The sequence below is a fragment of the Sphingomonas sp. FW306-05-A genome (genome assembly GCF_058782275.1).
The window spans coordinates 21,016-47,477 of record NZ_JBYSXN010000005.1 but is presented as its reverse complement, the minus strand read 5'-3'; the positions used below and the strand labels follow the sequence as shown (position 1 = coordinate 47,477).

The following is a 26,462-nucleotide window of genomic DNA, read 5'->3' as shown; positions in this document are numbered from 1 at the left end:
GCGCCGGTCACATTACCAAAAGGGACCTGCCATCATGTCATCGACGCTGTCAGCTGTGGATGCTCCAATGTGATCTCCCGCAAAAGGTTTAGGAAGGCACGCACGGCAGGGTTCGCCCGTCGACTCTCGGGCCAGAGCGCCGTGATGTTGTTGCGCTCGACGGCGAATGCAGGCAGCACAGGGACAAGCTCGCCGCGCGCCACATAGGGTGCCGCAATGAACGTCGCGAGGACGCCAATGCCGCCGCCCGCCGCAAGCACGGAAACCAGTGCTTCGCTTGCATCCACCATGATCCCCGACGGGGGCACGATCTCAACCTCACGGTTGCCGATCCGGAATGGCCACCGATAGGGCTGTCCTGAGCTTTGATAGCGAAGACTGACGGTGTCATGTCCTTCCAACCTGTTTGGATGCAGCGGGGTGTCATGGGTTGCGAGATAGGCCGGTGCCGCAAAAGCGCAGAGCCGATAGGGCGCAAGCCGGCGCGACAGAAGCCTTGAGTCTGCAAGTTCGCCGATCCGCACCGCCACATCGATGCCTTGCTCGACCAAATCGGTAATCTGATCGTTGACCCGCAGATCGACCATAACGTCGGGGTAGCGTTCGCGGAATGCTGGGAGGGCCGGACCGATCAAGTGGACGCCAATCGGCAGTGACACGGCGATCCGCAACGTACCGGATGGTGCCGCTCGCGCGGTGATCGCGATCTGCTCAATCTCCTCGGCGTCACGCAGTAGCTTGAGCGCGCGCTCGTGCAGATCGCGGCCTTCCGGCGTCAAAGTCAGGGAACGGGTGGTGCGCGTGAACAGTGACACCCCCAGACGCTGCTCAAGCCGCTGCACGCTTTTACTGACTGCTGAGGGTGAAATGGAGAGCGAGTGCGCCGCGGCCGTATAGCTGCCCATGGAGCCGGCCCTTGCGAATGCAATCAGACCCGTGAGCCGCTCAAAACCTATTTGTTCCTTCATGGCACAATTGAAGCGAACTTGAACGCCATTATCAACATATTTGTAGGCCCCTATTTGAGCCGTGCAGGGCGTTCGTTCGCCACTCGCAGAGCTTGGTTACCACGTCCATTCCACAAGGGCCTCTCGATGCTACTAGCTCGATGAGGAATGAAGGTCACACAATGTCAGCGAAGTTGATGAAGGCGATACGGCAGCATGAGTTCGGCGGTCCCGATGTGATGCTGTATGAGGACGCCCCACGGCCTGTGTTGCAGGCGGGCGAGGTGCTCGTCCGCGTTCACGCGATCGGCCTCAATCCACCGGACTGGTACCTGCGCGACGGCATGAAGATACTGCCCCCCGAGTGGCGACCCGCAGTGCAGTTCCCGGTCATCCTGGGAACGGATATCTCAGGCGAGGTTGTTGAGATCGCGCCGGACGTCCAAGGGGTCGCAGTAGGCGATGCGGTGTATTCGATGGTTCGTTTTCCGAATGGATTTGCGGACGCTTACGCCGAGTATGTTAGCGTGCCGTCCTCCGACCTTGCGCTGAAGCCGGCAGGTATAGATTATGTGCATGCGGCCGCCGCGCCGATGTCGCTGCTCACGGCGTGGCAGTTCCTCATCGCGCAGGGACACGATGTTGCAAACCCGCTTCAGCCGAACCAGCATGTACCGGTTCCGCTCGAGGGACGACGCGTCCTCGTAAATGGCGCGGCTGGCGGCGTAGGGCACTTTGCAGTGCAGATCGCGAAGTGGAAGGGCGCGCATGTGACGGCCGTGGCGTCGGGCAGCCACGAGGAATTCCTCAGCAATCTCGGTGCAGATGCTTTCATCGACTACACCAATGTCGTCCCTGAAGATGTGGCGCGTGACTTTGATCTCGTCATCGACGCGATTGGTGGGCCAACGACCACCCGCTTCCTGCCCACACTCAGGCGGGGCGGCGCGCTGTTCCCGATCTTTGGTCTTGGCGTCTCGGGCGGTGACGAAGCGGACGAGCGCGGCGTCATGATCTCGACGACGCAGGTGCGGGCGAGCGGTGCGCAATTGGAAGAAATCGGACACTTGCTCAACGACGGGACGATCCGCGTCGCGATCGACAGCCGCTTCCCGCTCGCTGATGCCCGCCAGGCTCACGAGCGCGCTGCCAAGGGACATATTCGGGGCAAGATCGTGCTCACCTTGAATGAATCGGCCTGACTGCGATCGTCCGGCAGAGGAAAGGCCGCTTCTTGGCAGGAAGCGGCCGTCCCAGCGCATCAGATCGAACGACATAAAGTCCCCTGACGCCCGCCATGCGACGCATGGCATCATCCCTCCCATAATTGCCCGTTGTTGGCAGAAGCTGCTCCGTCCGATATCATCTCGGCGCTGAGACTAGCTATCCACGATTAAAAGCTCTCTCAAATAGCCGAAATGGACGTGTTTCGGGAAGGTTATGCCTTTCTCTTTTCTCGATCGATTCCGAGAACGCCTGCGCTGCCTCATTGAAAGTTACTAATCGGGAAGGCCGCCAACCTCCACGGCATCAATGGTATCGAATGCGCCATGATCGAACCGCTCGCGTGCCACCCTGAACGACGAAGCGTTGTTGATAATCCATGTCCAAAGCGGGATCATCCCCACAAGCAGTTCCTGGCCTAAGGGCGTGAGCGTGTAATCAACACGTGGTGGGACCTCCGCGTAGTCCCGGCGGACAATGAGGCCATCGCGTTCCAAGTGACGTAGAGTTCGGGTCAACATACGCTGAGTGACGCCTTCCACCCGGCGCGCCAGTTCGGCATGCCGCAGCGTACCGGCCACGCCGAGAGCATGGACGATACCGAGTGACCACCGGTTGCCGGCATGGGCCAGCACTTCCCGTTTCAGCCCGTCATCGTCGTCGCTCAACGCATCGCAGGCCGCTTGCGAGCGGGCGATCACTGCATCGAAGTCCAATTCATCAGGCGGTATCACGCGTGTACCTTCTTCAGCATTCCGATCCTGCGTCTCATTTGTCATCAGGATCATATGGAGTGCCTGATGCCAAAAACGAAAACCCCTTCCGCCACTACCCTTGTCATTGGCGCGGGAGAACTGGGACTCGCTGTTATCAACGGCTTGTTAGAGCAGAACCCAGAAAGCGCCCAATCGATCAGCGTCCTTCTCCGTCCACCCGCCAACGAAGCCGGGGAGCGGGTTATCCGGCAGTTGGAGGACAAAGGACTTTGGATCGTGCACGGCGACCTTGCGGCGGAAACGGTGGACGGCCTCGCCGACATCTTTGTCAAGTTCGACACGGTTATCTGCTGCACCGGCTTCGTCGGTGGTCCCGGCACGCAGCGCAAGATCACCGCTGCGGTCCTACAAGCTGGCGCAAAACGCTATGTGCCGTGGCAGTTCGGCGTCGATTACGATGTGGTCGGCCGGGGGAGCGGTCAGGAAGTCTTTGATGAGCAGTCGGACGTACGCGACATGCTGCGCGGGCAAACCGCTACGCAATGGGTCATCGTCTCGACGGGAATGTTCACCAGCTTCCTGTTCGAACCGGCTTTCGGCGTGGTCGATCTCGAAAACGGCAAGGTCCATGCGCTCGGCAGTTGGGACAATCGCCTGACCGTGACCACCTCCGAGGATATTGGAACGCTGACCGCCGCGATCCTCGCGCATGAACCGCGCATCCAAAACGAGGTGGTGTATGTCGCGGGAGATACGTTCTCCTACACGCGGCTTGCCGACATGGTGGCGCATCACCTTGGCCGCGACGTGGAGAGGGTATTGTGGGACATGGATCGGCTGCGGTCCGAAGTCGCGGCACACCCGGACGACGGGATGCGGAAGTATCAACTTGCCTTCGCACGTGATACTGGGATCGCCTGGGACAAGGCGCAGACGTTCAACGCTACGCGGGGCATCAAAGTGACCGATGGACCAGCATGGCTCGATCGGCGGGAGGCCGCCTGAAATGAGAGTTTCACGATATGCCGACTACCCGCGGCTCGACGATGTGGAGGCCGTGGCGTTTGCGAGCCCTGACGTGCTGGTTCGCGCCAGTGACGGCGTCGCCTCCCAACTCGCGGAGCTCGCCGCGACTTACTACGGCTTTTGGAACAACGGCAGTGTCGCACTTCTAGAAGCGACCGTCTCGACCGACTACATAGATCAGACTCTACCCGCCGGTCGCCAGCAAGGGCCGGCAGGCCTTGCCGATGCCGAGGCGGCCTTCTTTGTAGCCTTTCCAGACGGCCGCGTGAAGGTCGTCCAGCAAATGCTCGTTGAGGACCGTATCGTGAGTCATCTTCGCGTCACCGGCACCTTTACCGGGTGGCGAAACGGTACAGAAGGAGCCGGGCAAGCGATCGACTATCTAGCGACCGATATCATGCGAGTCGCCGATGGATTGATTGTCGAGAACTGGCATGTCGAGGATCACGAGACGCTGTACGAGCAGCTCGCCGCCTCGGCATGATTCCCTCCCAACACGGGTTTTTTGGGAAGGCTGCGGCCTTCCCACTTTAGCATCCTTTTTGGGAAAGCCGGCAGCTGCCCAATGTCTGCTATCGCCACCCGCCGTCCCCAAAGCAGCCTGTCCGCTTTCTACCAGGTACGGACATTCCACTGTCGCAAAAGCGGCGACATGCGCGACGTTCGAAACTTAGCACTATTGCGACAGCGCTCTTACGTTGTGCTCAATTTCTGGCACCTAAACGCATCCTGCCGGTGTGCTGAGAGTGGAGGCGATCCGGTAAATCGCATGAGGTCGCCTGGATCGCTGGTCATTGCGCAGCATCAGGCAAGCGATCTCAAAAACCGTAGAAGCGCTGCATCGAAGGCATCAGGCGCTTCGAGTTGCGGCCAATGCCCTACGCCTTCGATCGCGAGGAAGCCTCGAAGTCCAGGCAAGGTTTCACGGAGCGACGCCTCGTTCGGGTTGCGAACGGCGTTTAAGCCGTCGGCCTTGCCGGTGAGAAAGAAGCTCGGCTGCTTGATCACGCAGCCCGCGAAGGCGCGGCTGGCAACAGCAAAGAAGGTGTCGATCGCCCGATAGTAGTTCAGCGGCGCATGGAAGCCTGTTCGGCCGAATACCTCCACCATTTCGTCGACATAGGCGGGGTTGATGGTCGTGGGTGCTCCAGGGGCGGGACGGAGCATGTGCCGCGCCGGATCGAACGGATCCCAACGCGCATGCTCCGGTGCCTCCCCCGACAGCCAATAGAGGCTGGCTGGAATGCTGTGTGCCGCGTCCGCCCACTTCGCGTCGGCTTCAGCCGCCATCTGGTCGAACATATAGAAGCCGTTGACACCTGCGTCACGGAGCTGGTCAAGGAAGCTCGGGCCGCCGGGCTGGAGAAAGGGGACGCTAACGCCGAACACGGCTGCGATCCGGTCGGGTCGCATCATTGCCGCGTTCCAAGCGATGTTGGCCCCGAAATCATGGCCTACTAGGATCGCGCTGCCGACCTCGAAGTGGTCGAGTACGGCGATCACGTCGCCGACCGTGTGGAAGGGCGTATACAGGTTGGCGTCACTCGGCGCGTCGCTGTCGCCATAGCCGCGCATGTCGAGCGCAATGGCGTGGAAGCCGGCTTCGGCAGTCGCCTGCATGGCCCGGCGCCAGCTCGCCCATGTTGCAGGAAAGCCGTGACAGAATACGACCGCGGGGCCGCTTCCCTGCTCGACGACGTGGAGACGGATGCCGCCAGCATCAACGAAATGGTGATTGGGATCGATCATGATCCACGTCCATCCCACGGTCGAAGCTGCTGGTCAATACGACCGTATTGAGATACGAAGGCGGTATGTCACAGCCTCCAGGGCCTACCCAGCGCGATCTTCTGGTGGAAACCGGCGCCCGCATATTCCACGAGCGCGGCTATACGGCGACCGGGGTGCGCCAAGTTTCCGCTGCCGCAGATGTGCCGTTGGGCTCTTTCACCAACCACTTCCGATCCAAGGAACGGTTCGCTCTTGCCGTACTGGAGCATTATGTCGCCCGGCTTAACGGGATCATGGACGCGACGCTGCACGATGCTTCGCAACCGCCAGCAGGCCGCCTCTACGCCTATTTCGATGCCATCGAACACGCGCTCGACGAACACAATTGGGGCGTCGGCTGCCTGATCCCGGATCTGGCGACAGAAACGCCGGCGCATAGCGAGTTGCTTCGTGGCGCACTGGTTCAAGTACTTGAGCGGCAAACCGCTGCCTTCGCCGGGGTCTTACGCGAACTGGCGCAACCCGGCGATGCTGACGATTTCGCAGCCGTGCTGCTTGCGGCATGGCATGGGACCCTGCTGCGCATGAAGTTAGAACGTTCCAGCGTGCCTCTTGCGCGGTTCAGACGAACGCTCCACCGCCTTCTTTTGCCGTAGCAGTCGGCGCTTTCTGTCTATGGCCGCTCTCACGTCCCGTGTCGCGAAAGCAGGGACATACGCGACGTCCACAAGTCAGTACTCTTGCTTCACGCCTTTTTGCAGGAGCCCTTGCAACCTCGCGGTCTTAGGCGAGGCGATCGAGCAATTCGCACAGCAACAGGCGTTCGCCCGGTGTCAGTCCCTTGGCGGTATCGACGTGAGCCCGCAGTCCGACCGCCAATGATGCCAGATCGGCATCGTCCTGCTTGGGCAAGCTCGTAACAATGGATGAGAGTACGGCATCCCGCGTCGCTGGCGACAGCTGCGGGTCGCGCTCATCCTCGGGGAGGGCAAGCAAGGTCGTCACCGCGCCGACCCCGGCAGCATGGATCAGCGCCACCGCTCGCTCTACAGGCATTCGCAACCGGCCTGCTCGCGCGATACGCTCCACCCGCTCGCGCAGGATTGCAATGCCAGCAAGCATGGCCGGTGATCCAGAGGCCGGCGCCCCCACCTCGTTCATGATCGCGAACACGGCCGGATGGGCAAGGCCGAAGGCGACATAGCTGTCCCAGGCGTTCGCCAGGTTCTGCACCGGATCAGGATGTGGCGGCAGCGCGGCCTTGCCCGCGATGAACGCCGCCTGCCCATGTTCCGCCACCGCGTTCAGCAGTCCGCGCTTGTCCCCGAATAGGCGGTATAACGTGGGGGCCTGAACCGATGCCGCGGATGCCACGGCACGCGTGGTCACAGCGGCAATGCCGCCACTGGCGATGATCTTGGACGCCGCATCGAGTACCCGGGCCCGAAGGTCCCCTCCCTCCGCCTCGCCTTCCAATCCGATGGTCATAGTGTTGAATAACATCGATCAGGCAAGATCGATAGCAACGATTGCGTCACCTGCGTATCACTGATAGCCTTGTCTTGTTTCCAATGATAAGGAATTTAGCCATGATTGTCGTTACTGGGGCTACCGGCAAGCTTGGAAGGGCCATCGTCGAGGACCTGCTACAACGCCTTCCTGCGAATGAGATCGTTGCCAGCGTCCGCGACGCAGACAAGGCCACGGGTCTCGCCGCCCGCGGCGTGGACGTTCGGACAGGCGATTTCGCCGACGCGGGCGGCTTGAGAAAGGCGTTTGCAGGAGCCGGTCAGGTCCTGATCGTGTCGGCCGACAAGCTTGGCGAGGAGGCGCTGCAACTCCACCGGACCGCGATCAACACTGCCCAGGATATCGGCGTCCACCGTATCCTCTACACCAGCCATATGGGTGCACGGCCAGCTTCGCCCTTCCTGCCGGCCGACCAGCACGCCGGCACCGAAGCAGACCTTGCGGCAAGCGGGTTGACCTACACGTCGTTGCGCCACGGCTTCTATGCCGAAAGCTGCTTGCAGATAATCGGGGACAGCCTGCGGACCGGCGACCTGCGAACGCCCGAGGATGGGCCAGTAAGCTGGACGGCGCGTGCCGATCTGGCGGAAGCGGATGCAGCGATCCTTGCGGGCGACGGGCAGTGGGACGGCATCACGCCTCCGCTCACCGCCAGCAGGGCTGTAACCATGACCGAGTTAGCGTGGATCGCTTCGGAAGTGCTTGGCCGTGACGTGCGACATACGATCGTGTCGGACGAGGAGTGGCGGGACGGGAAGGTCGCGGCCGGGATGCCCGCCATATACGCCGAGATGCTGCTGGGGGCGTTCCGGGCTGCCCGCCGCGGGGACTTCGCCGCCACTGACCCGAGCTTGGAACGGCTGCTCGGTCGGTCTCCGCGCACCATGCGCGAGGTGCTGACGGCATCGCTCGTTCTATCCCCCAATCAACACTGACAGGAAAATCCTCAATGATTGCGCTTTCAGGAATCCACCACATCGGCATCGTTGTCGAAAGCGTTGAAGCGAGCGTGACCTGGTATGTCGACAACCTCGGTTTCGAGCGTCTGTACACTTTTGGATGGCCGGGTGTGCAGGCAGCCTTCATCGGTCGAGGCAGTCTCAAGATCGAACTGTTCCAGAACGAGCAGGCGACGCGCATGGCGGAGGACAGGCGCCGTGCCGAAACGAACCTGAGGATCGGCGGTATCAATCATTTCGCGATCGAAGTCGTGGACCTCGATGGGACGATCGCGGCGTTGCAGGAGAAGGGCGTCGAAGTGGTGTCTCCGCCGCGCGAGGTTCCCAACAGTGGCGGTAGCCGCTTCGCCTTCATCCATGATAACGAGCAGATGCTTATCGAGCTTTTCCAGCCCGCTTGAAGATGTGGTGACCGGTTGCTCGCCGGTCGCCACCCTTCTTCGAAAGGCATTTATGGTCTTCTCGATCATCAATTGCGAACGAAAGCCCAGAGCGACTACAGTGCCAGCGTGGCCGGTGTCGCAAAAGGCGGGGCATACGCGTCGTCCGAAACTTAAGGCATCATTTGACGCAACCTCATCCTCTTCGTCGTTGCCGGCTACTCGGTTCAAGGCATCTGCGGAGTTGACCATGTGGTTGTCATTTTCAATCTGGTGACAACGCAACGCTACGCGGTTACATCGCCCGTCAGCCTGAGCCAGTTGCCATTCGCGAACGCCGCCTTGTCGGTACCGGTCAGGCCACATTTTGCAAGGAAGCGACGTGCGTCTTCCCGATTGCACGCCACTTGATCGTACGAGGCGGCCAAGCATACGGCACCCTATTCGGGCGGGTTTAACCACTTGCTCATGAGTATGCGGGGTGCATTTTCGTAGCCGAGGCGTTCATAGAACGGCACTACGGTCGCGTTCGTTGGGCGGATCATAAGCTGCGCCTTCGAGATGTTCCGATCTCGAAGCCATTGCTCACCGGCTTCTACTATCTTTCTGCCGGTACCTTGCCGTCGGTGGCCAGGAGAGGAAGCGACATAATAAAGCCAACCTCGGTGCCCGTCGTGCCCGACCATCACGCTTCCCGAGATGCGACCTCCTTCTTCGGCGACGAGCAACGTCGAATTGCAACCCGCCATTGCTAAGCGGAAATCAGCCGCGGGGTCGTTGTAGCTCGCTACTAGGTTGCAGGAACGCCACAAAGCAACGACGTTTGCTTCATCTTTAAGAATTGCATCGCGAATAATCATCAGCGTACCAAACCTTAAATTCACTATCTCAAAAGAAGCACTCGCCAAAGTTTGACAGATTATGTGCAAACGTTGGTAACACCAATGACCCGGTCCGTTGTCGAATCCACATGAGTGCCCCACCAATGGCTCCAGTGACTATAAATGACTCTGCATCGAGTACCGGGATGCAATGAGAAACATGCAGTCCATGAGCCGCACCAAAAAGTAAGGTTATTGCCAATTCCGAGATACCGAAACGTCCTTTGAAAATCGGTCGCCCTTCACCAAAGGCTTGCACAAAGAGCGTAAGCAGGACTCCTCTGAAGACAAGCTCTTCATCAAGACCGGGCATTATCGCCTCGAACAAAAGTCGTTCCGGCGAAAGATTGCTTGCTTCACCATCGAATATGTCTTGTCCCCAGCTAACCGCACAAATGACACCTACCATCAATAGCGCAGGGAGAAGCGATCCCCGCCTTTGATGCCATACAAAGCCAACTTCATGTCGGTCGACTTTCGCTAGAATGGCCAGAAATGCGAAGGCTGATGCGATCGTGAAGACCTTTCCCAGCCAGTTCCAGCGAAGCTCGGGGAAGAGCGCTGACTGAAGCGAGAGCCCTCCGATCGAGGCAGCCCAATAGAGAGCGATCAACCCGAACCCCAGGAACAGCGGCCGTGACTTGACCGTGCCGCCCCTCAGTCTGATCATAAGAACGCCTAGCAGCACGAGCGCTAGATGCAGGACGAGGGTAAGAACGATATCCTGGACGAGGTTCCAATCTAGTTGCCCAACCGATTTCACGGAGCGCGTTCGCTTCCGAGCATCCGCTGAAAGTCCGACGCCGACACTTGAACGGAGAGCGGGGACTGACGTCTGATCCTCGCCACCCATTCGCCGTCCGCCCACGTCGATTGATGAAAACTGTGATCGCGGCCGGCCGCAGCATGGTGCAGGCGTCCGAAGGGACGGCTTTTGGCGTCGTTGTAAGTCTAGCAGTGACACTAGCTAACCGACCCGCGATCCATACCGTCACGGCGCAAAGCTGGTCGAACGAGAAAGCGCATCCCAGGTGGCGATTTCAGCCTTCATCGCACCGAGCTTCTGATTGACCACGCCTAGTGCGTCCTCACCCAGAAACAGCCGCACCGGCGGGTTCTCGGCGTCAACTATAGCGAGCAAAGCCTGTGCTGCCTTGGCCGGATCGCCCGACTGATTGCCGCTCTTTGCCTGACGCGCCGCCCGGATCGGGTCCATCACGGTGTCGTAATCGGAAATACTGCGCGGGGTTCGATCCATGGAACGCCCGGCCCAATCAGTCCGAAACTGGCCGGGTGCCAGGGCTGTCACTCGAATGCCGAAGTCGGCCACCTCCTTGCCGAGCGCCTCGGAGATACCTTCCAATGCAAACTTGCTACCGCAGTAGAAGCTGATTCCAGGCATGGTGATGAAGCCACCCATCGAGGTCACGTTGATAATCTGGCCACGACGGCGCTCGCGCATGCCGGGCAGCACTGCCTTCATCATCGCCACCGGTCCGTACACGTTGGCGGCGAACTGACGCTGGAGGTCATCCATCGACGATTCCTCCAAGGCACCTTCGTGCCCGTATCCAGCATTATTCACCAATACCTCGACCGGACCGACCTGCCGCTCCGCTTCGGCGACGGCATTGGGGACGGCCGCGAAGTCCGTCACGTCGAGGATCAAGGGATGGGCCCGGCCGGCAGCGAGCGTGGCGAACGCGTCAGCGTCGTCTTCTCGGCGCACCGTGCCCATCACGCGGTGACCGGCGGCTAGAGCACCTTCGGCAAACGCGCGACCGAGGCCGGAACTGACGCCCGTGATGAGGAAGGTCTTGGGGGTAATCGTCGCCATGGGGTAACTCCGTTATACTCAATCACTGTATCATGATATAGATAGCGATATGACACAGGGCAAGACATCGGAGAAGATTGCCAGCCGCGGTGAGCCGGTGCGCCAGCGAGTGATCGACGCAGCCGAACGACTGCTGCGTGATGGCAAGGCGGACTTCTCCATGCGAGACCTGGCCACCGAAGCTGGCGTCAGCTTCGCGACGCCTTTCAATCAGTTCGGAAGCAAGGGGGCGATTATGCACGCCCTATCTGAACGTCGGACGGACACGATGTCGATGCGCTTTAGCGAAGCGCAGCTTCCGCCAGACGCTGCGTCCCGTGTGATGCTTGCTGTCGATACAGCGGTAGAAGTGATACTGGAGGAACCAGGTGTGAACCGCGCCGTGATGGGCTGGATCGGCACCGCCGGCGGGGTTCCCGGTCATGCATGGGCGCGCTCTACAGCGTTGTGGACGCTAGCATTGGGAGAGGGCAAAGGCATCCCGGAGGGCTGTCGCAAGGAGGCGCTGGACGGCCTGCCGAGCCAGCTCGCTCTGGCTTTTCGGGGTGCCTTGTCCTTCTGGAGCGCCGGCGAACTTCCTGACGAGGCGCTCGGCCCCAACGCACGAGGTGTTGCAAGCACCCTGCTATCGGCCTTTAACGAATGATCGATACCAAACTGGTGGAGCAGCCGATCAGGGGGGCTGCGACAGGCCGGCAAACTAGCGTCTGAGGTACGAAACCAGTAAATCGCGCTATGCCCAGATGCCTTTCCTGAAAGCCGATGCTTTATTCAACGAGTTGTCACTTAGCTCCCGGTTTGATGGATAGGAGCTGCTTGATCCCTTCGAGCGTCGCCGTGGGGTTTTCCTCAACGATAAAGTGACCATGGTCGACGCCGTTGCCGAAGGCTTCAGGAGCAAATGTCTCGCGCCACATCTCCAGTGGAGTTTTGGGGCTCGCGCCGAAAACTAGTCGACTCCATAGAATAAGGGTTGGACAGGTGATCCTTTTTCCGGCTGCCATATCAGCGAGGTCGATTTCCAAGTCCACGCCAGCCCCTGCGCGATAGTCTTCGCAATAGGCATGCACATGCGCTGGATCGCTCCAATCGAGCCGGAACTGCTCTAAGGCGGCAGGGTGAAAGCAATCCAGGGTGCCGCTTCCGCTGTATGGCCGGCACATTTCCTCGATGTAATCGGCTGTCATGCGCTGCTCTGGCGTCGGATAAGGCTCGGCCATCCATGTCCAGTGATCGAGGGAACCTGGGACGGCTTTTATCATCTCCCACACCACGAAGATCGGCAGATTATCCATGACGCCCAGTCGCTCGATGCGCTCAGGATAATCGAGCGCAAGCTTGTACGCTACCTGCGCGCCACGATCATGTCCGACGACGGTGAACCGCTGGTGTCCGAGCTGCATCATGACCTCGGCCGCCTCGGCGGCCCATGTCGCTTTCGAATAGACGACATGAGCGGCATCCCCCACCGGCGCGGAAGATCGTCCGTAGCCTTTTAGGTCGATAACCACCACTCGATGCGTCTTGGCCAATTCGGGGGCAATGGGATGCCATTCAAGGTGGGATTGGGGAAAACCATGGATGAGGAGCAAAGGGGCTCCGTTGTCAGGGCCCCCTACCCGGGCGAACAGTCGGTTGCCGTTCACCTCGAACCAGTGCTCTGAAAAGCCAGGAAATAAGTCTGGTTGCATAATCTGTCCTCAACACGTCCCCGAAAAGGGACAGGGACGAGCGTAGGAAACCATCGACCGGCGCGGCCCCCGTCTCGCAGGGCGTTTGGCCCGATAAGTTTTGCGAACTTGCTCAGAGATCGCCGGCACGGGTCATACCAACGTCGTCCCATAGAAAGCGTTCGTCATGAGTGCTGTCAAAGTCGGGATCGACGTAAATATGCAGCCGCTTAATCTTGAGGCCGTCGAACTGAAAGACATTGCAATAACGCCCCTCAGACCGGCCTTTGATCGGCCAAGACAAGCCGTCGGAGCTCACGCCACCCTCGAAACCTTCAACAATGACGTGATCGCCCGACACGAGGACATTCATACGCTCAAAGTCATGCTCGATTTTTTGTAAAGTGCTCATCATGCCCTGTGCGGCACGCCCAACGGCTTCCTTTCCGTATCCTACGCCAAACTTTGGAAAATACATCTGAATATCATCGGTCAGGAGGTCCATCATGCTAGGGTCTCCGGCATCAAGCTTGCGGAAGTATTCCATAGTGATTGCGATACGTTGCTGGTCAAGGTCGTTAGTCATATTGCGTCCTTCGTGCGGTGGAACCGGACCGAACCGGCTGACAATATCAGCTACCACATTCGATAACGATCGTTACTATAACGTTCGGTATCGAGTCTAGACAAAGGTCGTCAAGGCTTTATAACGATCGATACTGAATTTTTACGGGGCCAGCAGATGGGACGCCACAGAGAATTTGACGAAGAAACCGCCTTGGATGCGGCGCTTGAGGTCTTTTGGGACAAAGGTTTTGAGGGTACCTCATTGGAAGACCTGTCGCGCGCCACCCGTGTAGCGCGTCCAGGGCTCTATTCGGCTTTTGGTAATAAGGAGGCCTTGTTCCGCAAGGCGCTCGATCGGTACGAGGAGCGCCATATGCGCTTTATGTCCGAGGCGTTGGAGGCATCGACGAGCCGGGAGGTTGTTCGGACCATCTTGCAGGGGGCAGTTGCGCTCATGACACTGAATGACGAAAGTCGTGGGTGTCTTGGTATCAATGGAGCACTGGCCTGCTCAGGTGACGGCGCCGACATTCAGCGGGAATTGATAGCGCGTCGCAAGATGGCGGAATCTGCTCTCCGTGTGCGATTAGAGGCCGCCCGTGACCAAGGCGATCTTCCTCGCACGGCGGATTGTACCATGCTGGCTAGTTACGTGATGACCATGAACCATGGCATGGCAGTTCAGGCAAAGGCCGGCACGCCAAAAGCGTCTTTGAACGCGCTGATCGATCATGTTCTTTCGTCATGGCCATCAGCGGATGTGACGGCATGTGCTTCGAACTATGAAAGAGCTTCATAGAGCAAAGATACAAGACCAATGAGTTTGTCTGATATCTTACTTAACTACTAGCGGCCCACCGCGCAGAAAGCATAACCCATTGACTGTGCAACCTGCGCGATCGATTTCCCCGTTCGATCAGACGCTCGGCCGCTAGCTGTTTAGTCCCGGCATCTAGTGGCGACCGACCTGCCGCACTAATCGATCGCTAAGGCACCCAGCCGTGTTCGCTCACGCGCAACACCGGATTGCCAATTGCTGGCCTTCGCGCGCTGTCCAGCAACGACGATATTGAACTCCTCAACCTGACTGGCTGGTCTTCCGGGATACGGCATCGGTCACAATTGGAGATTCTGCATGCCGAATTTACTTATTGTCGAGGCCAGCCCGCGTGGCCCGTACTCGGCCTCACGTCGTTTGGCAGAGCGGTTTGCTGATGAATGGCGTGCAAAGCATGATGGCAACGTCGTCGTTCGCGATCTCGCTACGTCCAACGTGCCTTACATCAGCTTGCCGTGGATTGGGGGAGCATTTACGCCCGCGGAACAGCACTCGCCAGAGATGGCCGACGCAATCAAGGTGTCTGACGACTACATTGCCGAAATGCTGTCCGCCGACGAAATCGTCATTGCCACACCGATGTATAACTTTTCAATACCGGCCTTGCTCAAGTCCTATATTGACCACGTCGTTCGTGCCGGCGTGACCTTCAGTATGAGCTACGAAGGGCTGGTGACTGGCAAGAAGGCGACGGTCATCATCGCTTCCGGCGGCGACTTCTCCCCTGGAACGCCCTATGCGGGCCTTAACGTCGCGAGCGACTACCTGCGTCAGATCCTGGGCTTTATCGGCATTACTGATGTGACTGTCGTGCTAGCCGGCGGAACATTGGGTATCGACACGGGACAAACGACGATGGAAGAATTTGTTGGCCGTCAGGATGCGGTCCTCAAAGCAGTAGCCTAAACTGTTTCTCTCCGACGCCCGGCCCGTTGCACTTCGACTAATCAATGTTCGCCGGGAAAAGGTCACCCTCTCCGGCGAGAAAACAGCACACCGTGTTAGGTGGTGGTAGCGATTGGAAGGTTCGTCTGCGTGCATAATCCACTAGCGATCGCCCAACGCAGGCGTCCTTCCTGGCAGGTTCGCGTGGTCCGGGCTCGAGAACTGCTCTGATCTAAATCGCACGCCCAACTCCGCGTTCGAGCTTCGCCTAGACGCGGCGCTTGGTGTGCAACGGCAGAAAAGTGCGTTTGGCAAGCCTGGCAGGAGACTTCCGTCGGCCTGTTCAGCGGAACACCGGCACGCCGCCCGTTCCCTGCAGGAGAGCGCCCGCCGCCAGCATCCGCTGGCGCAGTTCCGCGATCCTGGCTTCCCCGCGAGCCAGCGCGGCTTCCGACGTGTGTACAGAGTAGTACCCAAGCGCCAGTTCGTAAGGATGCGGAACAGCGGTGCCAAGCACGAACACGGCCGGATCTTCGGCCGCATTGACGAAGGTTATCGCCTCTTCGCCAGACGCAAAGACCGCTAGCTCACCCTCACTAAGAGCGTCAGGCGAAGATAACCTACCCCGGCTGAGCGAGATGAATGCATTACGATGCCCAGGGGGGGGCGTGTAGGTCCAAAGTTCGCCCGGTTTCAGCGTGACAAGGAGGTAGTTGATGCCCGCCGGAGAGCGTACAGGGCTGGTCATACCCTCGTAGCTGCCCAGGATCAGCCGTGCCGGACCAACCGTCGGCACGTGTTCTGCCTCGATATACTGACTGTCTACCGGGCCGTTCTCGATCTTGGCAGGAAGTGCTACCCACAATTGATAGCCTCGCATGCGCGAAGACGTTCCAGGCGTCATCTCCTGCCCATGCCACACACCGTTCCCCGCACGCATCCACTCGACGCCGCCATAGCCGATCGTGCCGGCTGTATTAGAGTGGGGATCATCGAAGTTTACGTTGCCTTCGACCAGCAGCGTGACCGTGCCAATGCCGGAATGTGGATGAACCGGCATGGCGCCTGCAAACGATGAATCCCCATCAAATAGGTCAAGGAAGACGAAAGGCTTTAATTGCTGCCCTAGGTCTGATGGGCTCATCAGACGAGTGATGCCGCCATGACCACTGCCTCGTGTACGTGAGACTATGGGCCGGGGGCGCAGCGGCCCCGATGTGGAAGCGTTTACCAACGCCGGTCCGAGAGTTGTGGGCATCATGACTCCTGTCAATCAAACACCTGCCCTTTGGCCTCGATGTTTCTGAGACCTTCGTAGACGTTCTATCGGCAAGCTAGTATCGCCGCATTCGGCATATGCGCGTTGCCGAAAGGAGAACGGTGGTTGATCTGGGAGATGTGAAGGCGTTTCTCGCCGTGGCTCGTGCGGGCAGCTTCAGCCGCGCAGCCGAGGAGCTGGCAACGGCCAAGTCCGTTGTAAGCCGCCGCGTCACCCGTCTTGAAGGCGATCTTGGTACCCGGCTGTTCATGCGTAGCAGCAAGGGCGTGGTCCCCACCGAAGAGGGTGATGCGCTGCGCGTTCAGGCTGGCGGCGCATTCGAGCAGCTAGACGATGCGTTGCAGAGCGCTGCTCGCAGAACTGGCGAGCTGACCGGGGTGTTGCGCATCACCGCCCCAGTCGCCTTCGGCACGGCGCACCTTTCTTCGTTCCTGTCCGACTTCATGCGCGAACATCCCCGGCTTAGGATAGACGCCTCTTTCTCGGACCGCCGGGTTGATATCCTCGCCGACGGCTTTGACGTGGCCGTTCGCATGGGCGCATTGCCCGACTCCACCCTGGTAGCGCGCCGCATCGCACCGCTTCGCTTGGCCGTGCTTGCCAGTCCCGACTATCTGGCGCGAAACGGTACTCCTTCGCGCCCCAGAGAGCTTTTGGCGCACGACTGCATCGTTTATGGGATGCCCGACGGCGACTTGTGGCGTTTTCGCGAGGGAGAGCGTTCTACCTCGGTGCGGATCACCGGGCGTTTTCGGTCAGACAATCCCGCCTCCATCCTGGCTGCGGCGCTCGCTGGCCTGGGAATCGCGGGACTGCCAACGTTTATGCTGGGTGACGCCATCGCGACAGGCGCGCTGACGCCGCTCCTGACGGCCTTCCCCATCGCTGAAGAGGCGCTTTTCGCGTTGCGACCACCGGGACCGCCAGCGGCGAAAACCCGAGCCTTCATCGACGCGCTCGCTAATCGCTTTGGACCCGAGCCATATTGGGATCCCTGCTCGCGGCAAGACATGGGTTGACGGCAACGTTGTGACACCGGCGTACAAACCTCCGTACCTTTCCGTTTTAGCGATTGAGGCGGCGGTTGGGAATGCATCCGGTTTCCCACTCCGCCATCTAAAAGCGGGAAAGGGCGGATTGCGTGGCGGCAGATCGTCTCTCGGTTCGACTTTCTCATGAGGTGGATTGTCGTTACGATATCACAATGATGATTGAGCGACGCATCTTCCTCGCTGGCACAACGGCGCTCGTCGCTGTCGGACGAGCAGCGGCAATGAACAAGGGGCACACCATGTACGGCCTAATAGGCAAGATGACCGCTCAAGCGGGCAAGCGGAGCGCCCTTACGGACATCCTCGTGAAGGGGGTTGCTGGCATGCCTGGTTGCCTGAGCTACGTGGTTGCTGACGATCCAGCTGACGCCAACGTCATCTGGATTACCGAGGTTTGGGAATCCAAGGAGGCTCATGCCGCGTCGCTTCAACTGCCATCCGTTCGCGATGCGATTACCAAAGGACGCCCGTTGATCGCCGGTATGGAAAGAGTAGCTGAGACGTCGCCAGTTGGCGGATCAGGCCTTACTGGTGGGAGATAACTAGCTTAGCTGCCGTTCCGGCCTATCAAAATGGATGGTGTATCAAGAAGCCAGCTCGGTCAGATCGAGCGCCCTAGCTTAGCTGCTCAGCCAAGCTTCGGGTACGTTCGGTCATCTCGTCGCCGGTATGTTTTGGCTCCGCTGATTCGATCAGCAATACCCAGCATTCTTCCTGCGCTACGGGATTATGACGAACCCTGCTGGGAACGGGTAGTGTCGGTTATTCCATGAAAGTTATTTAGCGCTGGCCGGCCACGCAATAAACATCGGCGTTTTAGACGTGATCCCTCGTGCTGTTGTTACAGAACGTCGGGTATAAGCGACCAGCTAAACGGGCCGGCGCTCCACACCGGTTAGGCGCGGGATACCCAACCCCGCCAGGTGAACGCAACGTAGAAAAGCTCCACGTCCTTGAAGCCAGCATCGCGCAAGCAAGCCTCATCTTCTTCGGGCGTCAGCAGTGCCAAGCTGGCACCCACGGCAGCGCGGGCCTGTTCGGTCTGAGCAGGGTCGGCACCGGACGCTACGGCATACGCGGCATATCGTGCGAGCCAGCGCGTGCGAAACGGTTCGTCTTGCGGAAAGCTCGAATGTACCACGACAAGCGGGGCGCCGGGCTTCATGCGGCCGTGCATCTCGCTTAACGTGCGGACCCGTTCGTCGCGATTAAGGAAATGAAGCGTCAGGAGGCAGGTTGCAGCATCGAACGGGCCAGCGGGCGCGGCGTCGATATAGCCCTCGATGAGGTCGGCACGGTCGGCATCGTCGCCCATAGTTTCACGCGCTAAATCGAGCATCGGTCCGGCCGGGTCGACGCCCGTAAAATGCCAGCCACATTGGACTTGGGCCAATGCCCTCAGTTCGAGCCCTCCACCGGCACCAAGCACAAGCACATGGGCGTCGGCTGGCGCGTGCTCGGCCAGCAGGAGCGCCGTCATGCGATGCACCGCGTCGATACCGGGTGTGAAGCGACGAGGGCCATCGGCGTAGTGTGCGATGCGCTCGCGATCGGAGAACATCTCGAGGAACATCCGGTTGTTGTCAGGCATGAGTTTCCCCTTTGAAGCTGAGCTGGGCCAAGACCGAGACGTTGGCGTCATTCGGCATGTACGATTTCGAGATCGACGGATTTGCCGCAGGCAACCATCCGAGCGTGGAAGTCAGCACTCAGTTCGGCGAGCGTCACCGCGTTGAAGCGCTTGAGCAGCAGCGTTTTCGCATCCTGGAACGCGTCGTTCAACGCGCCGTTAACGGCCTGTTCGACCAGGCAGCCCGGTGTTTCAGTGCGGTTGCCCATAGCGAACAGCACAGGTTCACCAAGGGCTCCATAGACGTCGCGCAACGTGATGGAGGCAAGATCACGGGCAATCGTCCAACCGCCGCCATGCCCCTTTTCCGAACGAACGAAGCCGGCATCGCGCAAGCCCGCCATGATGCGACGGATGACCACCGGGTTGGTCTGCATCACCTTGGCCATCGTCTCAGATGTCACCGGCCCTTCCACCTCGGCCATGTGGAGGAGGACGTGCAACACGCCCGACAATCTGCTGTCCCGTTTCATGCAACACCATATGTTTCATGAGTAGCATTGCGTCAAGATGCGATAAAGGTACCACCCTGTTTTGCAAAAGCCGTGAATGCCTGACCGCAGCAAGTCGGCAATTCTGCGACCGGCAGCGTCCCGCGTTACATTGCGGTTGCCCAGCCTGCCGCTCGGAAAGGCGTCGATAATGCCCGCTGTCGGATCGCTGAAGAGCGTTATGGGTACGAAGTCCTTCGGCGATGAACTGTGTGTCGTGCGCTGCCCGCTCCCTTTCGGAACATGGAATGTTGCAACGCGGCAACAACGCCGTATGATACGCTATATCATGTCGCAGCCAGATTGAGGCCTATGCCCGATAACAACGGTAACCCTATCGCTATCCACGAACTGGCGCTTGCCTACGGAAGCCATCGCGTTCTCGACGGTCTATCGCTCACTGTTCCCGCCAGCAGCATCACGGCGTTGCTGGGTGGCAACGGAGCGGGCAAGTCGACCACCTTGTCCGCTCTGCTTGGCTTTGTGCGCGCCGATGAGGGACGAATCGCGGTCTGCGGCATCGATCCAGGTGCTGACGCTGACGCGGCACGCCGACGTATTGCCTATCTCCCGGAGAACGTCGCGCTGTACGGGCATCTGAGCGCGGTTGAGAATGCCGATTACCTGCTGGCACTTGCCGATCAACGTCAGGACCGGGGAACGATCACCAATGCGCTGGCAGCTGCCGGGTTGCAGGACCGGGCGTGGGACCAACGGCTGGGCGGCTTCTCCAAGGGTATGCGGCAGAAGGTCGCGATTGCAGTGGCGTTGTTGCGCGAAGTGCCGGTGCTGCTGCTCGACGAGCCGACCTCTGGTCTCGACCCGCGCGCAACCGCCGACTTCAACGCGCTGCTCCTGAAAGTGCGCGACCGTGGCACCGCGGTGCTGATGGTAACGCACGACCTCTTATCTGCCGCCGATGTCGCCGACCGGATCGCCTTCCTCGAACAGGGCCGGATCGTCGAGGATGTCACGGCCACCGGGTCCGAAAGATTCGACATTCGCGCCCTGCACGCGCGGTTCCAAGTCGGCGTAGGGACCCGTGCGGCGTGAGTGCGACCCACCTGATCGCGCGTGACGAACTTCGGTTGATGGCACGCAACCGCGTCGCGGTGATCGCGCTTGTTCTGCTCGTCCTGCTGACCCTGGCGGCTGTACTCAGTTCATGGTCGCACCAACGCGGCATCGCCGAGCTGCGCATGCGGCATCAGCAGGTGGCTGCTGCGGCGTTCAAGGCTCAACCTGATCGCCACCCGCACCGCATGGTCCATTACGGCACCTTCATCTATCGCCCGCTGGGGGCGTTGGCCGCGTTCGATCCCGGTGTCGACGCCTTTACGGGCAACAGCATGTTCCTCGAAGGCCACCGCCAGAACAGCGCCAATTTTGGCGACGTGCGGCAAAGCTCCTTGCTGGTTCGTTTTGGGCAACTCACCCCCGCCTTCGTCCTTCAGGTAGTTGCCCCATTGCTGCTGATCTTCCTGGGCTTCGGCGTGCTGGCGCGCGAGACCGAACGAGGAACACTGCGATTACTGATGCTGCAGGGTGTCTCGCGCGGACAACTCGTGCGTGGCAAGCTTGCCGCGCTCGGGATCGTGGCCTTGATCGTCGGATTGCCGGCGATGGTCGGTTTTGTCGCAGTCGTCGCGCAACCCGGCACGCTAGCGTTGCCGATGGCGGCCATTGGGCTTGGCTATGCGCTGTATCTTGCATTGTGGGTCGTCCTGATCCTGCTCGCGTCGGGCTTTGCCCAGCGCGGGCGCGATGCCCTCCTTGCACTGCTGGCAATATGGACGGTCGCGGTCGTGCTGGTGCCGCGCATCGCCCCCGACATTGCGGGGGCCGCGGTGCCGCTCCAGAACCGTCTTCAGACCGATGTCGCCATCGCGCGCGACCTGCGCCAGCTGGGCGACAGTCATAATCCCGACGATCCGCATATGGCGGCCTTCAAGCAGTCGGTCCTGCAACGCTACGGCGTAACCCGGGTCGAGGATCTGCCGGTGAACTACAAAGGACTGCTGGCGATGGAGGGGGAGCGGCTGACGTCCGGCCTGTTCGATCGCTATGCAGGTGCCAGCTTTGCCGCACAGACCGCTCAGAACCGGTTGGTCGATGCGATAGGTGTGCTGAGCCCGACGATCGCGATCCGCGCGCTGTCGATGGCTGCGGCGGACACCGACTTTGCCGGACATCGCCGTTTCCTCGAACAGGCGGAAACGTATCGCTACGCCCTTGTGCAGCGTCTCAACCGGATGGAGGCGAAGAATGTCAGCTACGCCGACGATATAGCCGAGGATGCGGGTGCCGATCGCCGCAAGCGGATCGCAGCGGACAATTGGCAACATATGCCTGATTTCGCCTTCGTTGCGCCAAGCGCCGCGGCGCTCGCGACCGCAGCGCTGCCCGGGATCATTATTTTGGGACTGTGGCTGGCGGTAGCCACACTGCTGCTCACACGGGTGACCCGTCGTCTGGGAGCCCGTTAATGACGCTGTGGATCCAAGAACTGCGCCTGTTGCTCCGTGCACGACTAAGCGTCGTGGCACTGATCCTGCTGGCCATACTCACCGTCGCTGCTGTCACCGCGGGCATGGTGGAAATCTCCCGGCAGCGTACCGCGATCGCCGTGATCCCGGCTGCGCAGTCCGAAGATATCGCGGCCGTTGCCGACTATGTCGATCGGACCAAGGACGCGGGCAGTGCGGGCTATTACAGCTTCCACCCAACCTGGGACGCACCGTCCCCGCTGGCCTTCGCCGCAATCGGGATGCGCGACGTCACGCCCTATATTTTACGCGTCCGGGCTTTGGGATTGGAAGCACAAATCTATGACGGCGACGTCTTCAATCCTGAGCTCGCTCTGCCGGGCCGGTTCGATTTCGCGTTCGTGCTTGTCTTCCTCGCGCCGCTGTTCGTGGTGGCGCTGTTCCATGATCTGACGTCCGGCGAACGCGAGGCGGGGCGGCTGCGAATGCTGGATGCCCTACCGCGGGGCGGCGCAATGCTGCTCCGGCGACGTATGCTGTTGCGTATTGTGCTGTTATGGGCGGCGCTTGCCGTGCCCTTCCTCGTTACCGCGGTAGCGTCCGGCGTTGGGGGCGCAGCCATCCTGGCGGTTCTCGCCGTGATCCTCGCTTATCTCTTGTTTTGGATGGCGCTCGCCGCACTGGTCGCGAGACTCCGCTGGAGCTCGGTCGCAAACGCTGCAACGCTGGCAGCGTGCTGGCTTGTACTGGTGCTCGTGCTGCCGACACTGGCGCACGTCGCAATCAACCGCGCCGTGCCGATCGGTCAGGGCGCAGAGATCGCGCTGGCCCAGCGCGAGATGGTCAACCGCGCCTGGGACATTCCCCGCGAAACGACGATGCACCGCTTCTATGCCGGTCATCCCAAATGGGCGGACTCAGCCCCGCTTGGTTCGGCCTTCCATTACAAATGGTATTTCGCCTTCCATCAGGTCGGTGACGAAAGCGTCGCGACCAAGGTCCGTGCTTATCGAAGCGGGTTGGAACGCCGCGATGCCGCTGCGCGCATGCTTGGGTGGGTACTGCCTTCGGTGGGAGTACAGGCTTTGCTGACCCGGCTGGCTGACACCGACGTTCGCGCACAGCTGGCATATCAGGACCGAGTGCGTGCCTTCCACGCCAGACTGCGCAATTTTTACTACGGGTATCTGTTTCGCGACCGGCCGTTTGGCAGAGCCGACTTTGGCCGGGCGCCGATCTTTACCGCTCGCATAAATACAGCGGGTGGATCAAACGGGGCCGCTGACCGGCGCTGAAACCACCCCTTCATGGCGGTGAACGGCTCACCCGCAGCTATCAGGCTGTTCGCTGATCAAAGAACGGCCATCGGCAGCCTGAGCAATATAATAGAATAACATCACCTAAGGGGTCTACATGCGTTCATTTGCAATAGCGCTTGCCGCCACCGCTGCGATGCAGATGCCTGCGCTGGCGCAGGAGGTCGTTCGGGAAGCCAACGCAGTCGAAGACGACGATGATGCCGGCGAGATCATCGTTACCGGCAGCCGTTTTGGTGGCCGCACAGCAACGCAATCGTCGACGCCAGTGGACGCCATATCGCGCGAGGCGCTGCAACAGAGCGGGCGTGTTGATCTGATCCAGATGCTGAAGGTTCAGGTGCCGAGCTTTAGCGCTCCGCGACCGCTGGCATCAGGTGTCGGCGATTTTATCCAGCCGCCTTCCCTGCGCGGACTGGGGGCCGGCGAACTGCTCGTGCTGATCAATGGCAAACGTCGCCACACCACGGCCGACCTCAATTCGAGCAACGGCATCGGTCGCGGCGATGTCGCGGTTGATTTCAGCGCCATCCCGACCCTTGCCATGTCGAGGATCGAAGTGCTGCGCGATGGTGCTGCCGCCCAATACGGCTCGGACGCGATCTCGGGGGTCATCAACATGATCCTCGACCGCTCGCTCGGCACCATCGCGCAGGCAGGCTATGTGCAGACTACGAAGGGCGATGGTGACACCTACGAGGCGAGCGCCTCCACCGGCATCCCGCTCGGAGCGAACGGCGTTCTGCGCCTGACCGCAGCTTACCAAGACCGGGACGGCACCAATCGTGCGCGGGCAGATACGCGGCAGCAGTATTTCGGGACGAACGCCGCTGGTCGGCCAGTCGCGCCTTCTGGCAATTACGGCTCAGGTGTCGGACTGACACCATCGAACGGGACGCTCGACCTGCGGGAAGCCAGGTTCGACCGGAACGTATTTCAGCAGGGCGACCAGCCAAACCGAAACTACCAGCTCTTCTACAACCTCGTCGCGCCCCTGCCAGGGGGGACCGAACTCTACAGCTTCGGTGGGTACAATCGCCTCGATGGCGACATCCAGTATTTCTTCCGCCGTCCTGGACAGGACGAGACGGTACGCGCGCTCTACCCGGACGGTTACAGCCCAGGCCTCGACACCTGGCTGGAGAACATTTCCACCGCGATGGGTCTGCGTGGAGACGACCTGGCGGGGTTCGGTTGGGACCTGTCAACCGTCTATGGCGTCAGCACCGTCCGCACGACTTACGTCGACAGCGTCAACGTGTCCTTGGGGGCTGCCTCCCCATCGCGCTTTTACCGTGGCGGTAGCGACTTTTATCAATGGACCTCGAACCTCGATTTCACGCGAGAGATTCCGGTCGGTGACGATCAGCCGTTCAGACTGGCTTTCGGTGCCGAGTATCGCGAGGAAGCCTACCGTCTGTTCTCGGGGGCGCTCGATGGCTATCGCAATGGCGGGGTATTGATTCCGGATGGCCCCAACGCCGGTCGTCCGGGGCCGATAGGTTCGCAACCCGGACCAAGCAATGGACCCGATGATCGTGCGTCGATCTCTCGCGACAGCGTCGCGATGTATGGCGAAGTGGAAAAGCAGTTTCTCGGCCGGCTGCTGCTATCAGGTGCGGCCAGGCACGAACGTTATTCCGACTTCGGCAGTACCACGAATCTCAAGGCTGCCGGGCGGCTCGGTCTGTTCGGCGGGCTGGCGTTGCGAGGCTCTTACAACACCGGCTTTCGTGCGCCTGCGCTGGCACAGTCCGGCTATAACGCATCGAATACGCTGATCCTCAACGGTGCCCAGGCGATCGTGCGGGTGGCGGCTGTCGACAATCCTGCAGCGCGGCTAGCGGGCGCGACTGACCTGAAACCTGAACAGTCACGCAACCTGTCGATCGGCACGGTCTTTGAGTCGGGTGGTTTCGCGGCGACACTCGACGCCTACCGGATCAAGGTGCGTGATCGCATCGCAATCTCATCGACCTTTCAGGATGCTCGCCTGACCAACTATCTGGCCACCAATGGGCAGTCTGGCTTTGCTGCGTTGTCGTTCCTGACCAACGCGGTCGACACGGAAACCAAGGGCATTGACCTGGTTATAAACTATCGGCACCGCTTCGGAGACGGGAGCCGGATCAAGGCCACGCTTGCGGGCAATTATAACAAGACGACGTTCGACAGGATCGCGGGCACCCCGGCGCCTATCGCAGCGCTGGGTATCACTACGCCACTCTTTGACCTCACCCAGCAACTCCGCTTTTCGGACAGCTTACCGCGCGATAAGATTACACTCGATCTGAATTATGCACGGGGCCCGTTTACGTTGTCCGTCACGAACACCCGGTATGGGCGCGTTGCGACGGTAGCGTTGCTTAATCGTACGCCGGCCCAGGTAGCAGCGTTGGTACAGGGCTATGACGTTCGTTTGATCCCGTCGACAGGTAGCACGTCGAACTCAGACATAATCCAGCGCTTTGGTGCCAAGATCCTGACGGATATCGATGTCGGCTGGCAGGCAACACGTGCATTGCGGCTGAGCGTAGGAGCGCAGAACGTCTTCAACATCTACCCGGATGAGAATATTGCCTCAACGGTCTCGAGCGTCGCGACCGGGAGCAATGGCGCCGACAATGCTGGCACCCAGCCTTACAACGCCGTTTCCCCCTTCGGATTTAACGGTAGATCCGTGTTCATGCGCGGCAGTTATAGCTTTTAGGACGCCGTGGTTGAGGGCGGAATGTTGATCTTAGCGCTTGAAAGGGCCCTGCTGCGTCGCTTCCCTCGGACGCGGCGCTGGCTGGGACTAGCATTCTCGCCCTTCGCACTGTCTGAACGACGACCTCAGTTCGTCGCTACCTATGTGGAAAACCCAGTCGCAATCACGATTGTGCGACAAACAGGGGTTTTGCGACGCCTGAGTGAATCTGCTGGCGTTTAGCGTATCTGAGTCCGTTCTATGTACCGCCTTCCGAATGCAGCTTCAGCGGTGCTGTTTGAATGGGTGCCGTATGGTCCTCTTTGGT

At 60.1% G+C, this 26,462-nt stretch carries 27 protein-coding genes; 15 read left to right on the top strand and 12 right to left on the bottom strand.

The features are described 5' to 3' along the window. Nucleotides 1-32: 32 nt before the first annotated feature. Nucleotides 33-968 carry a LysR family transcriptional regulator gene (locus tag AC3WJR_RS19030; RefSeq protein WP_492727059.1) on the bottom strand — a complete coding sequence of 312 codons (936 nt, stop codon included), beginning with the start codon at nt 966-968 and terminating at the stop codon, nt 33-35. 161 nt (nt 969-1,129) lie between these two features. Between AC3WJR_RS19030 and AC3WJR_RS19025 the strand changes: the two genes are divergently transcribed. Next, nucleotides 1,130-2,149: an NADP-dependent oxidoreductase gene (locus AC3WJR_RS19025; RefSeq protein WP_492727057.1), complete on the top strand. Its 1,020-nt coding sequence runs from the start codon at nt 1,130-1,132 to the stop codon at nt 2,147-2,149. A gap of 297 nt (nt 2,150-2,446) precedes the next feature. On the opposite strand, the gene AC3WJR_RS19020 is transcribed toward AC3WJR_RS19025, so the two are convergent. Next, nucleotides 2,447-2,959, bottom strand: coding sequence for a winged helix-turn-helix transcriptional regulator (locus AC3WJR_RS19020; protein ID WP_492727056.1), 513 nt, complete (start codon nt 2,957-2,959; stop codon nt 2,447-2,449). A gap of 12 nt (nt 2,960-2,971) precedes the next feature. On the opposite strand from AC3WJR_RS19020, the gene AC3WJR_RS19015 reads away from it, so the two are divergent. Both AC3WJR_RS19015 and AC3WJR_RS19010 read left to right on the top strand, forming a co-directional pair. Next, a complete protein-coding gene (locus AC3WJR_RS19015) occupies nt 2,972-3,892 on the top strand; it encodes an aromatic alcohol reductase (protein WP_492727055.1) in 921 nt (306 codons plus the stop codon). Further along, nucleotides 3,855-4,397 (top strand): ester cyclase, encoded by a 543-nt coding sequence (locus tag AC3WJR_RS19010; protein ID WP_492727053.1) that lies wholly within the window; start codon nt 3,855-3,857, stop codon nt 4,395-4,397. Before AC3WJR_RS19015 ends, AC3WJR_RS19010 begins: the two co-directional genes overlap by 38 nt. Before the next feature lie 320 nt (nt 4,398-4,717). Here AC3WJR_RS19010 and AC3WJR_RS19005 read toward each other — a convergent pair whose 3' ends face one another. After that, nucleotides 4,718-5,662, bottom strand: coding sequence for an alpha/beta fold hydrolase (locus tag AC3WJR_RS19005; protein ID WP_492727052.1), 945 nt, complete (start codon nt 5,660-5,662; stop codon nt 4,718-4,720). A 104-nt stretch (nt 5,663-5,766) separates the two neighbouring features. On the opposite strand from AC3WJR_RS19005, the gene AC3WJR_RS19000 reads away from it, so the two are divergent. Next, nucleotides 5,767-6,300, top strand: coding sequence for a TetR/AcrR family transcriptional regulator (locus AC3WJR_RS19000; protein WP_492727051.1), 534 nt, complete (start codon nt 5,767-5,769; stop codon nt 6,298-6,300). Nucleotides 6,301-6,427: 127 nt separating this feature from the next. Here AC3WJR_RS19000 and AC3WJR_RS18995 read toward each other — a convergent pair whose 3' ends face one another. Continuing rightward, nucleotides 6,428-7,132 carry a TetR/AcrR family transcriptional regulator gene (locus AC3WJR_RS18995; RefSeq protein WP_492727049.1) on the bottom strand — a complete coding sequence of 235 codons (705 nt, stop codon included), beginning with the start codon at nt 7,130-7,132 and terminating at the stop codon, nt 6,428-6,430. Between the two features lie 101 nt (nt 7,133-7,233). Here AC3WJR_RS18995 and AC3WJR_RS18990 point away from each other — a divergent pair, with 101 nt between their 5' ends. Together AC3WJR_RS18990 and AC3WJR_RS18985 are read left to right on the top strand one after the other, a co-directional pair. Beyond that, on the top strand, nt 7,234-8,109 hold the full coding sequence (locus AC3WJR_RS18990) for an SDR family oxidoreductase (protein ID WP_492727048.1): 876 nt from the start codon (nt 7,234-7,236) through the stop codon (nt 8,107-8,109). Nucleotides 8,110-8,123: 14 nt separating this feature from the next. Continuing rightward, entirely contained in the window at nt 8,124-8,534 is a 411-nt protein-coding gene (locus AC3WJR_RS18985; protein ID WP_492727046.1) for a VOC family protein, read from the top strand. 419 nt (nt 8,535-8,953) lie between these two features. Here the strand turns inward: AC3WJR_RS18985 and AC3WJR_RS18980 are convergent, their stop codons facing one another. The 3 genes from AC3WJR_RS18980 to AC3WJR_RS18970 all read right to left on the bottom strand — a co-directional run bounded on the left by AC3WJR_RS18980 (nt 8,954) and on the right by AC3WJR_RS18970 (nt 11,231). Next, complete coding sequence (locus AC3WJR_RS18980) at nt 8,954-9,373, bottom strand: GNAT family acetyltransferase (protein WP_492727045.1); 420 nt, start codon at nt 9,371-9,373, stop codon at nt 8,954-8,956. Nucleotides 9,374-9,401: 28 nt separating this feature from the next. Continuing rightward, the gene (locus AC3WJR_RS18975; RefSeq protein WP_492727043.1) at nt 9,402-10,007 is read right to left on the bottom strand and encodes a CPBP family intramembrane glutamic endopeptidase; all 606 of its coding nucleotides are present in this window, start codon (nt 10,005-10,007) and stop codon (nt 9,402-9,404) included. A gap of 378 nt (nt 10,008-10,385) precedes the next feature. Next, complete coding sequence (locus tag AC3WJR_RS18970) at nt 10,386-11,231, bottom strand: oxidoreductase (protein WP_492727042.1); 846 nt, start codon at nt 11,229-11,231, stop codon at nt 10,386-10,388. Nucleotides 11,232-11,280: 49 nt separating this feature from the next. Between AC3WJR_RS18970 and AC3WJR_RS18965 the strand changes: the two genes are divergently transcribed. After that, nucleotides 11,281-11,877: a TetR/AcrR family transcriptional regulator gene (locus tag AC3WJR_RS18965; protein WP_492727041.1), complete on the top strand. Its 597-nt coding sequence runs from the start codon at nt 11,281-11,283 to the stop codon at nt 11,875-11,877. Between the two features lie 136 nt (nt 11,878-12,013). On the opposite strand, the gene AC3WJR_RS18960 is transcribed toward AC3WJR_RS18965, so the two are convergent. After that, complete coding sequence (locus AC3WJR_RS18960) at nt 12,014-12,823, bottom strand: alpha/beta fold hydrolase (protein WP_492727039.1); 810 nt, start codon at nt 12,821-12,823, stop codon at nt 12,014-12,016. Between the two features lie 211 nt (nt 12,824-13,034). After that, nucleotides 13,035-13,487 carry a nuclear transport factor 2 family protein gene (locus tag AC3WJR_RS18955; protein ID WP_492727037.1) on the bottom strand — a complete coding sequence of 151 codons (453 nt, stop codon included), beginning with the start codon at nt 13,485-13,487 and terminating at the stop codon, nt 13,035-13,037. 156 nt (nt 13,488-13,643) lie between these two features. Between AC3WJR_RS18955 and AC3WJR_RS18950 the strand changes: the two genes are divergently transcribed. Together AC3WJR_RS18950 and AC3WJR_RS18945 are read left to right on the top strand one after the other, a co-directional pair. Next, nucleotides 13,644-14,267, top strand: a complete 624-nt coding sequence (locus tag AC3WJR_RS18950) for a TetR/AcrR family transcriptional regulator (protein WP_492727035.1) — start codon at nt 13,644-13,646, stop codon at nt 14,265-14,267. A 336-nt stretch (nt 14,268-14,603) separates the two neighbouring features. Continuing rightward, complete coding sequence (locus AC3WJR_RS18945; protein WP_492727033.1) at nt 14,604-15,212, top strand: FMN-dependent NADH-azoreductase; 609 nt, start codon at nt 14,604-14,606, stop codon at nt 15,210-15,212. Nucleotides 15,213-15,534: 322 nt separating this feature from the next. On the opposite strand, the gene AC3WJR_RS18940 is transcribed toward AC3WJR_RS18945, so the two are convergent. Continuing rightward, nucleotides 15,535-16,335: a pirin family protein gene (locus AC3WJR_RS18940; RefSeq protein WP_492727032.1), complete on the bottom strand. Its 801-nt coding sequence runs from the start codon at nt 16,333-16,335 to the stop codon at nt 15,535-15,537. 212 nt (nt 16,336-16,547) lie between these two features. Between AC3WJR_RS18940 and AC3WJR_RS18935 the strand changes: the two genes are divergently transcribed. Beyond that, nucleotides 16,548-17,489 (top strand): LysR family transcriptional regulator, encoded by a 942-nt coding sequence (locus AC3WJR_RS18935; RefSeq protein ID WP_492727030.1) that lies wholly within the window; start codon nt 16,548-16,550, stop codon nt 17,487-17,489. A gap of 122 nt (nt 17,490-17,611) precedes the next feature. Then, nucleotides 17,612-18,064 (top strand): putative quinol monooxygenase, encoded by a 453-nt coding sequence (locus AC3WJR_RS18930; protein WP_492727028.1) that lies wholly within the window; start codon nt 17,612-17,614, stop codon nt 18,062-18,064. A 353-nt stretch (nt 18,065-18,417) separates the two neighbouring features. On the opposite strand, the gene AC3WJR_RS18925 is transcribed toward AC3WJR_RS18930, so the two are convergent. Both AC3WJR_RS18925 and AC3WJR_RS18920 read right to left on the bottom strand, forming a co-directional pair. Further along, nucleotides 18,418-19,113 (bottom strand): class I SAM-dependent methyltransferase, encoded by a 696-nt coding sequence (locus AC3WJR_RS18925; protein ID WP_492727026.1) that lies wholly within the window; start codon nt 19,111-19,113, stop codon nt 18,418-18,420. Nucleotides 19,114-19,160: 47 nt separating this feature from the next. Beyond that, complete coding sequence (locus AC3WJR_RS18920) at nt 19,161-19,625, bottom strand: Rrf2 family transcriptional regulator (RefSeq protein ID WP_492727025.1); 465 nt, start codon at nt 19,623-19,625, stop codon at nt 19,161-19,163. A 330-nt stretch (nt 19,626-19,955) separates the two neighbouring features. On the opposite strand from AC3WJR_RS18920, the gene AC3WJR_RS18915 reads away from it, so the two are divergent. The 4 genes from AC3WJR_RS18915 (at nt 19,956) to AC3WJR_RS18900 (ending at nt 26,155) form a co-directional block, all read left to right on the top strand. After that, on the top strand, nt 19,956-20,696 hold the full coding sequence (locus tag AC3WJR_RS18915) for an ABC transporter ATP-binding protein (RefSeq protein ID WP_492727023.1): 741 nt from the start codon (nt 19,956-19,958) through the stop codon (nt 20,694-20,696). Continuing rightward, complete coding sequence (locus tag AC3WJR_RS18910; RefSeq protein WP_492727021.1) at nt 20,693-22,129, top strand: ABC transporter permease; 1,437 nt, start codon at nt 20,693-20,695, stop codon at nt 22,127-22,129. Before AC3WJR_RS18915 ends, AC3WJR_RS18910 begins: the two co-directional genes overlap by 4 nt. Further along, nucleotides 22,129-23,424, top strand: coding sequence for a DUF3526 domain-containing protein (locus AC3WJR_RS18905; protein WP_492727019.1), 1,296 nt, complete (start codon nt 22,129-22,131; stop codon nt 23,422-23,424). The genes AC3WJR_RS18910 and AC3WJR_RS18905 overlap by 1 nt, the downstream gene beginning before the upstream one ends. Before the next feature lie 118 nt (nt 23,425-23,542). Beyond that, complete coding sequence (locus AC3WJR_RS18900; RefSeq protein WP_492727017.1) at nt 23,543-26,155, top strand: TonB-dependent receptor plug domain-containing protein; 2,613 nt, start codon at nt 23,543-23,545, stop codon at nt 26,153-26,155. Nucleotides 26,156-26,462: the final 307 nt, after the last annotated feature.

Excerpts from the sequence above, each read along its gene's own strand:
- AC3WJR_RS19015 (WP_492727055.1), top strand. The coding sequence starts at position 2,972 with ATGCCAAAAACGAAAACCCCTTCCGCCACTACCCTTGTCATTGGCGCG.
- AC3WJR_RS18940 (WP_492727032.1), bottom strand. The coding sequence starts at position 16,335 with ATGAGCCCATCAGACCTAGGGCAGCAATTAAAGCCTTTCGTCTTCCTT.
- AC3WJR_RS19030 (WP_492727059.1), bottom strand. The coding sequence starts at position 968 with ATGAAGGAACAAATAGGTTTTGAGCGGCTCACGGGTCTGATTGCATTC.
- AC3WJR_RS18945 (WP_492727033.1), top strand. The coding sequence starts at position 14,604 with ATGCCGAATTTACTTATTGTCGAGGCCAGCCCGCGTGGCCCGTACTCG.
- AC3WJR_RS18995 (WP_492727049.1), bottom strand. The coding sequence starts at position 7,132 with ATGACCATCGGATTGGAAGGCGAGGCGGAGGGAGGGGACCTTCGGGCC.
- AC3WJR_RS18920 (WP_492727025.1), bottom strand. The coding sequence starts at position 19,625 with ATGAAACGGGACAGCAGATTGTCGGGCGTGTTGCACGTCCTCCTCCAC.
- AC3WJR_RS18925 (WP_492727026.1), bottom strand. The coding sequence starts at position 19,113 with ATGCCTGACAACAACCGGATGTTCCTCGAGATGTTCTCCGATCGCGAG.
- AC3WJR_RS18915 (WP_492727023.1), top strand. The coding sequence starts at position 19,956 with ATGCCCGATAACAACGGTAACCCTATCGCTATCCACGAACTGGCGCTT.
- AC3WJR_RS18905 (WP_492727019.1), top strand. The coding sequence starts at position 22,129 with ATGACGCTGTGGATCCAAGAACTGCGCCTGTTGCTCCGTGCACGACTA.
- AC3WJR_RS18950 (WP_492727035.1), top strand. The coding sequence starts at position 13,644 with ATGGGACGCCACAGAGAATTTGACGAAGAAACCGCCTTGGATGCGGCG.
- AC3WJR_RS18965 (WP_492727041.1), top strand. The coding sequence starts at position 11,281 with ATGACACAGGGCAAGACATCGGAGAAGATTGCCAGCCGCGGTGAGCCG.
- AC3WJR_RS18955 (WP_492727037.1), bottom strand. The coding sequence starts at position 13,487 with ATGACTAACGACCTTGACCAGCAACGTATCGCAATCACTATGGAATAC.
- AC3WJR_RS18970 (WP_492727042.1), bottom strand. The coding sequence starts at position 11,231 with ATGGCGACGATTACCCCCAAGACCTTCCTCATCACGGGCGTCAGTTCC.
- AC3WJR_RS19010 (WP_492727053.1), top strand. The coding sequence starts at position 3,855 with ATGGACCAGCATGGCTCGATCGGCGGGAGGCCGCCTGAAATGAGAGTT.
- AC3WJR_RS19005 (WP_492727052.1), bottom strand. The coding sequence starts at position 5,662 with ATGATCGATCCCAATCACCATTTCGTTGATGCTGGCGGCATCCGTCTC.
- AC3WJR_RS18900 (WP_492727017.1), top strand. The coding sequence starts at position 23,543 with ATGCGTTCATTTGCAATAGCGCTTGCCGCCACCGCTGCGATGCAGATG.
- AC3WJR_RS18985 (WP_492727046.1), top strand. The coding sequence starts at position 8,124 with ATGATTGCGCTTTCAGGAATCCACCACATCGGCATCGTTGTCGAAAGC.
- AC3WJR_RS19020 (WP_492727056.1), bottom strand. The coding sequence starts at position 2,959 with ATGATCCTGATGACAAATGAGACGCAGGATCGGAATGCTGAAGAAGGT.
- AC3WJR_RS18935 (WP_492727030.1), top strand. The coding sequence starts at position 16,548 with ATGCGCGTTGCCGAAAGGAGAACGGTGGTTGATCTGGGAGATGTGAAG.
- AC3WJR_RS19025 (WP_492727057.1), top strand. The coding sequence starts at position 1,130 with ATGTCAGCGAAGTTGATGAAGGCGATACGGCAGCATGAGTTCGGCGGT.
- AC3WJR_RS18980 (WP_492727045.1), bottom strand. The coding sequence starts at position 9,373 with ATGATTATTCGCGATGCAATTCTTAAAGATGAAGCAAACGTCGTTGCT.
- AC3WJR_RS18990 (WP_492727048.1), top strand. The coding sequence starts at position 7,234 with ATGATTGTCGTTACTGGGGCTACCGGCAAGCTTGGAAGGGCCATCGTC.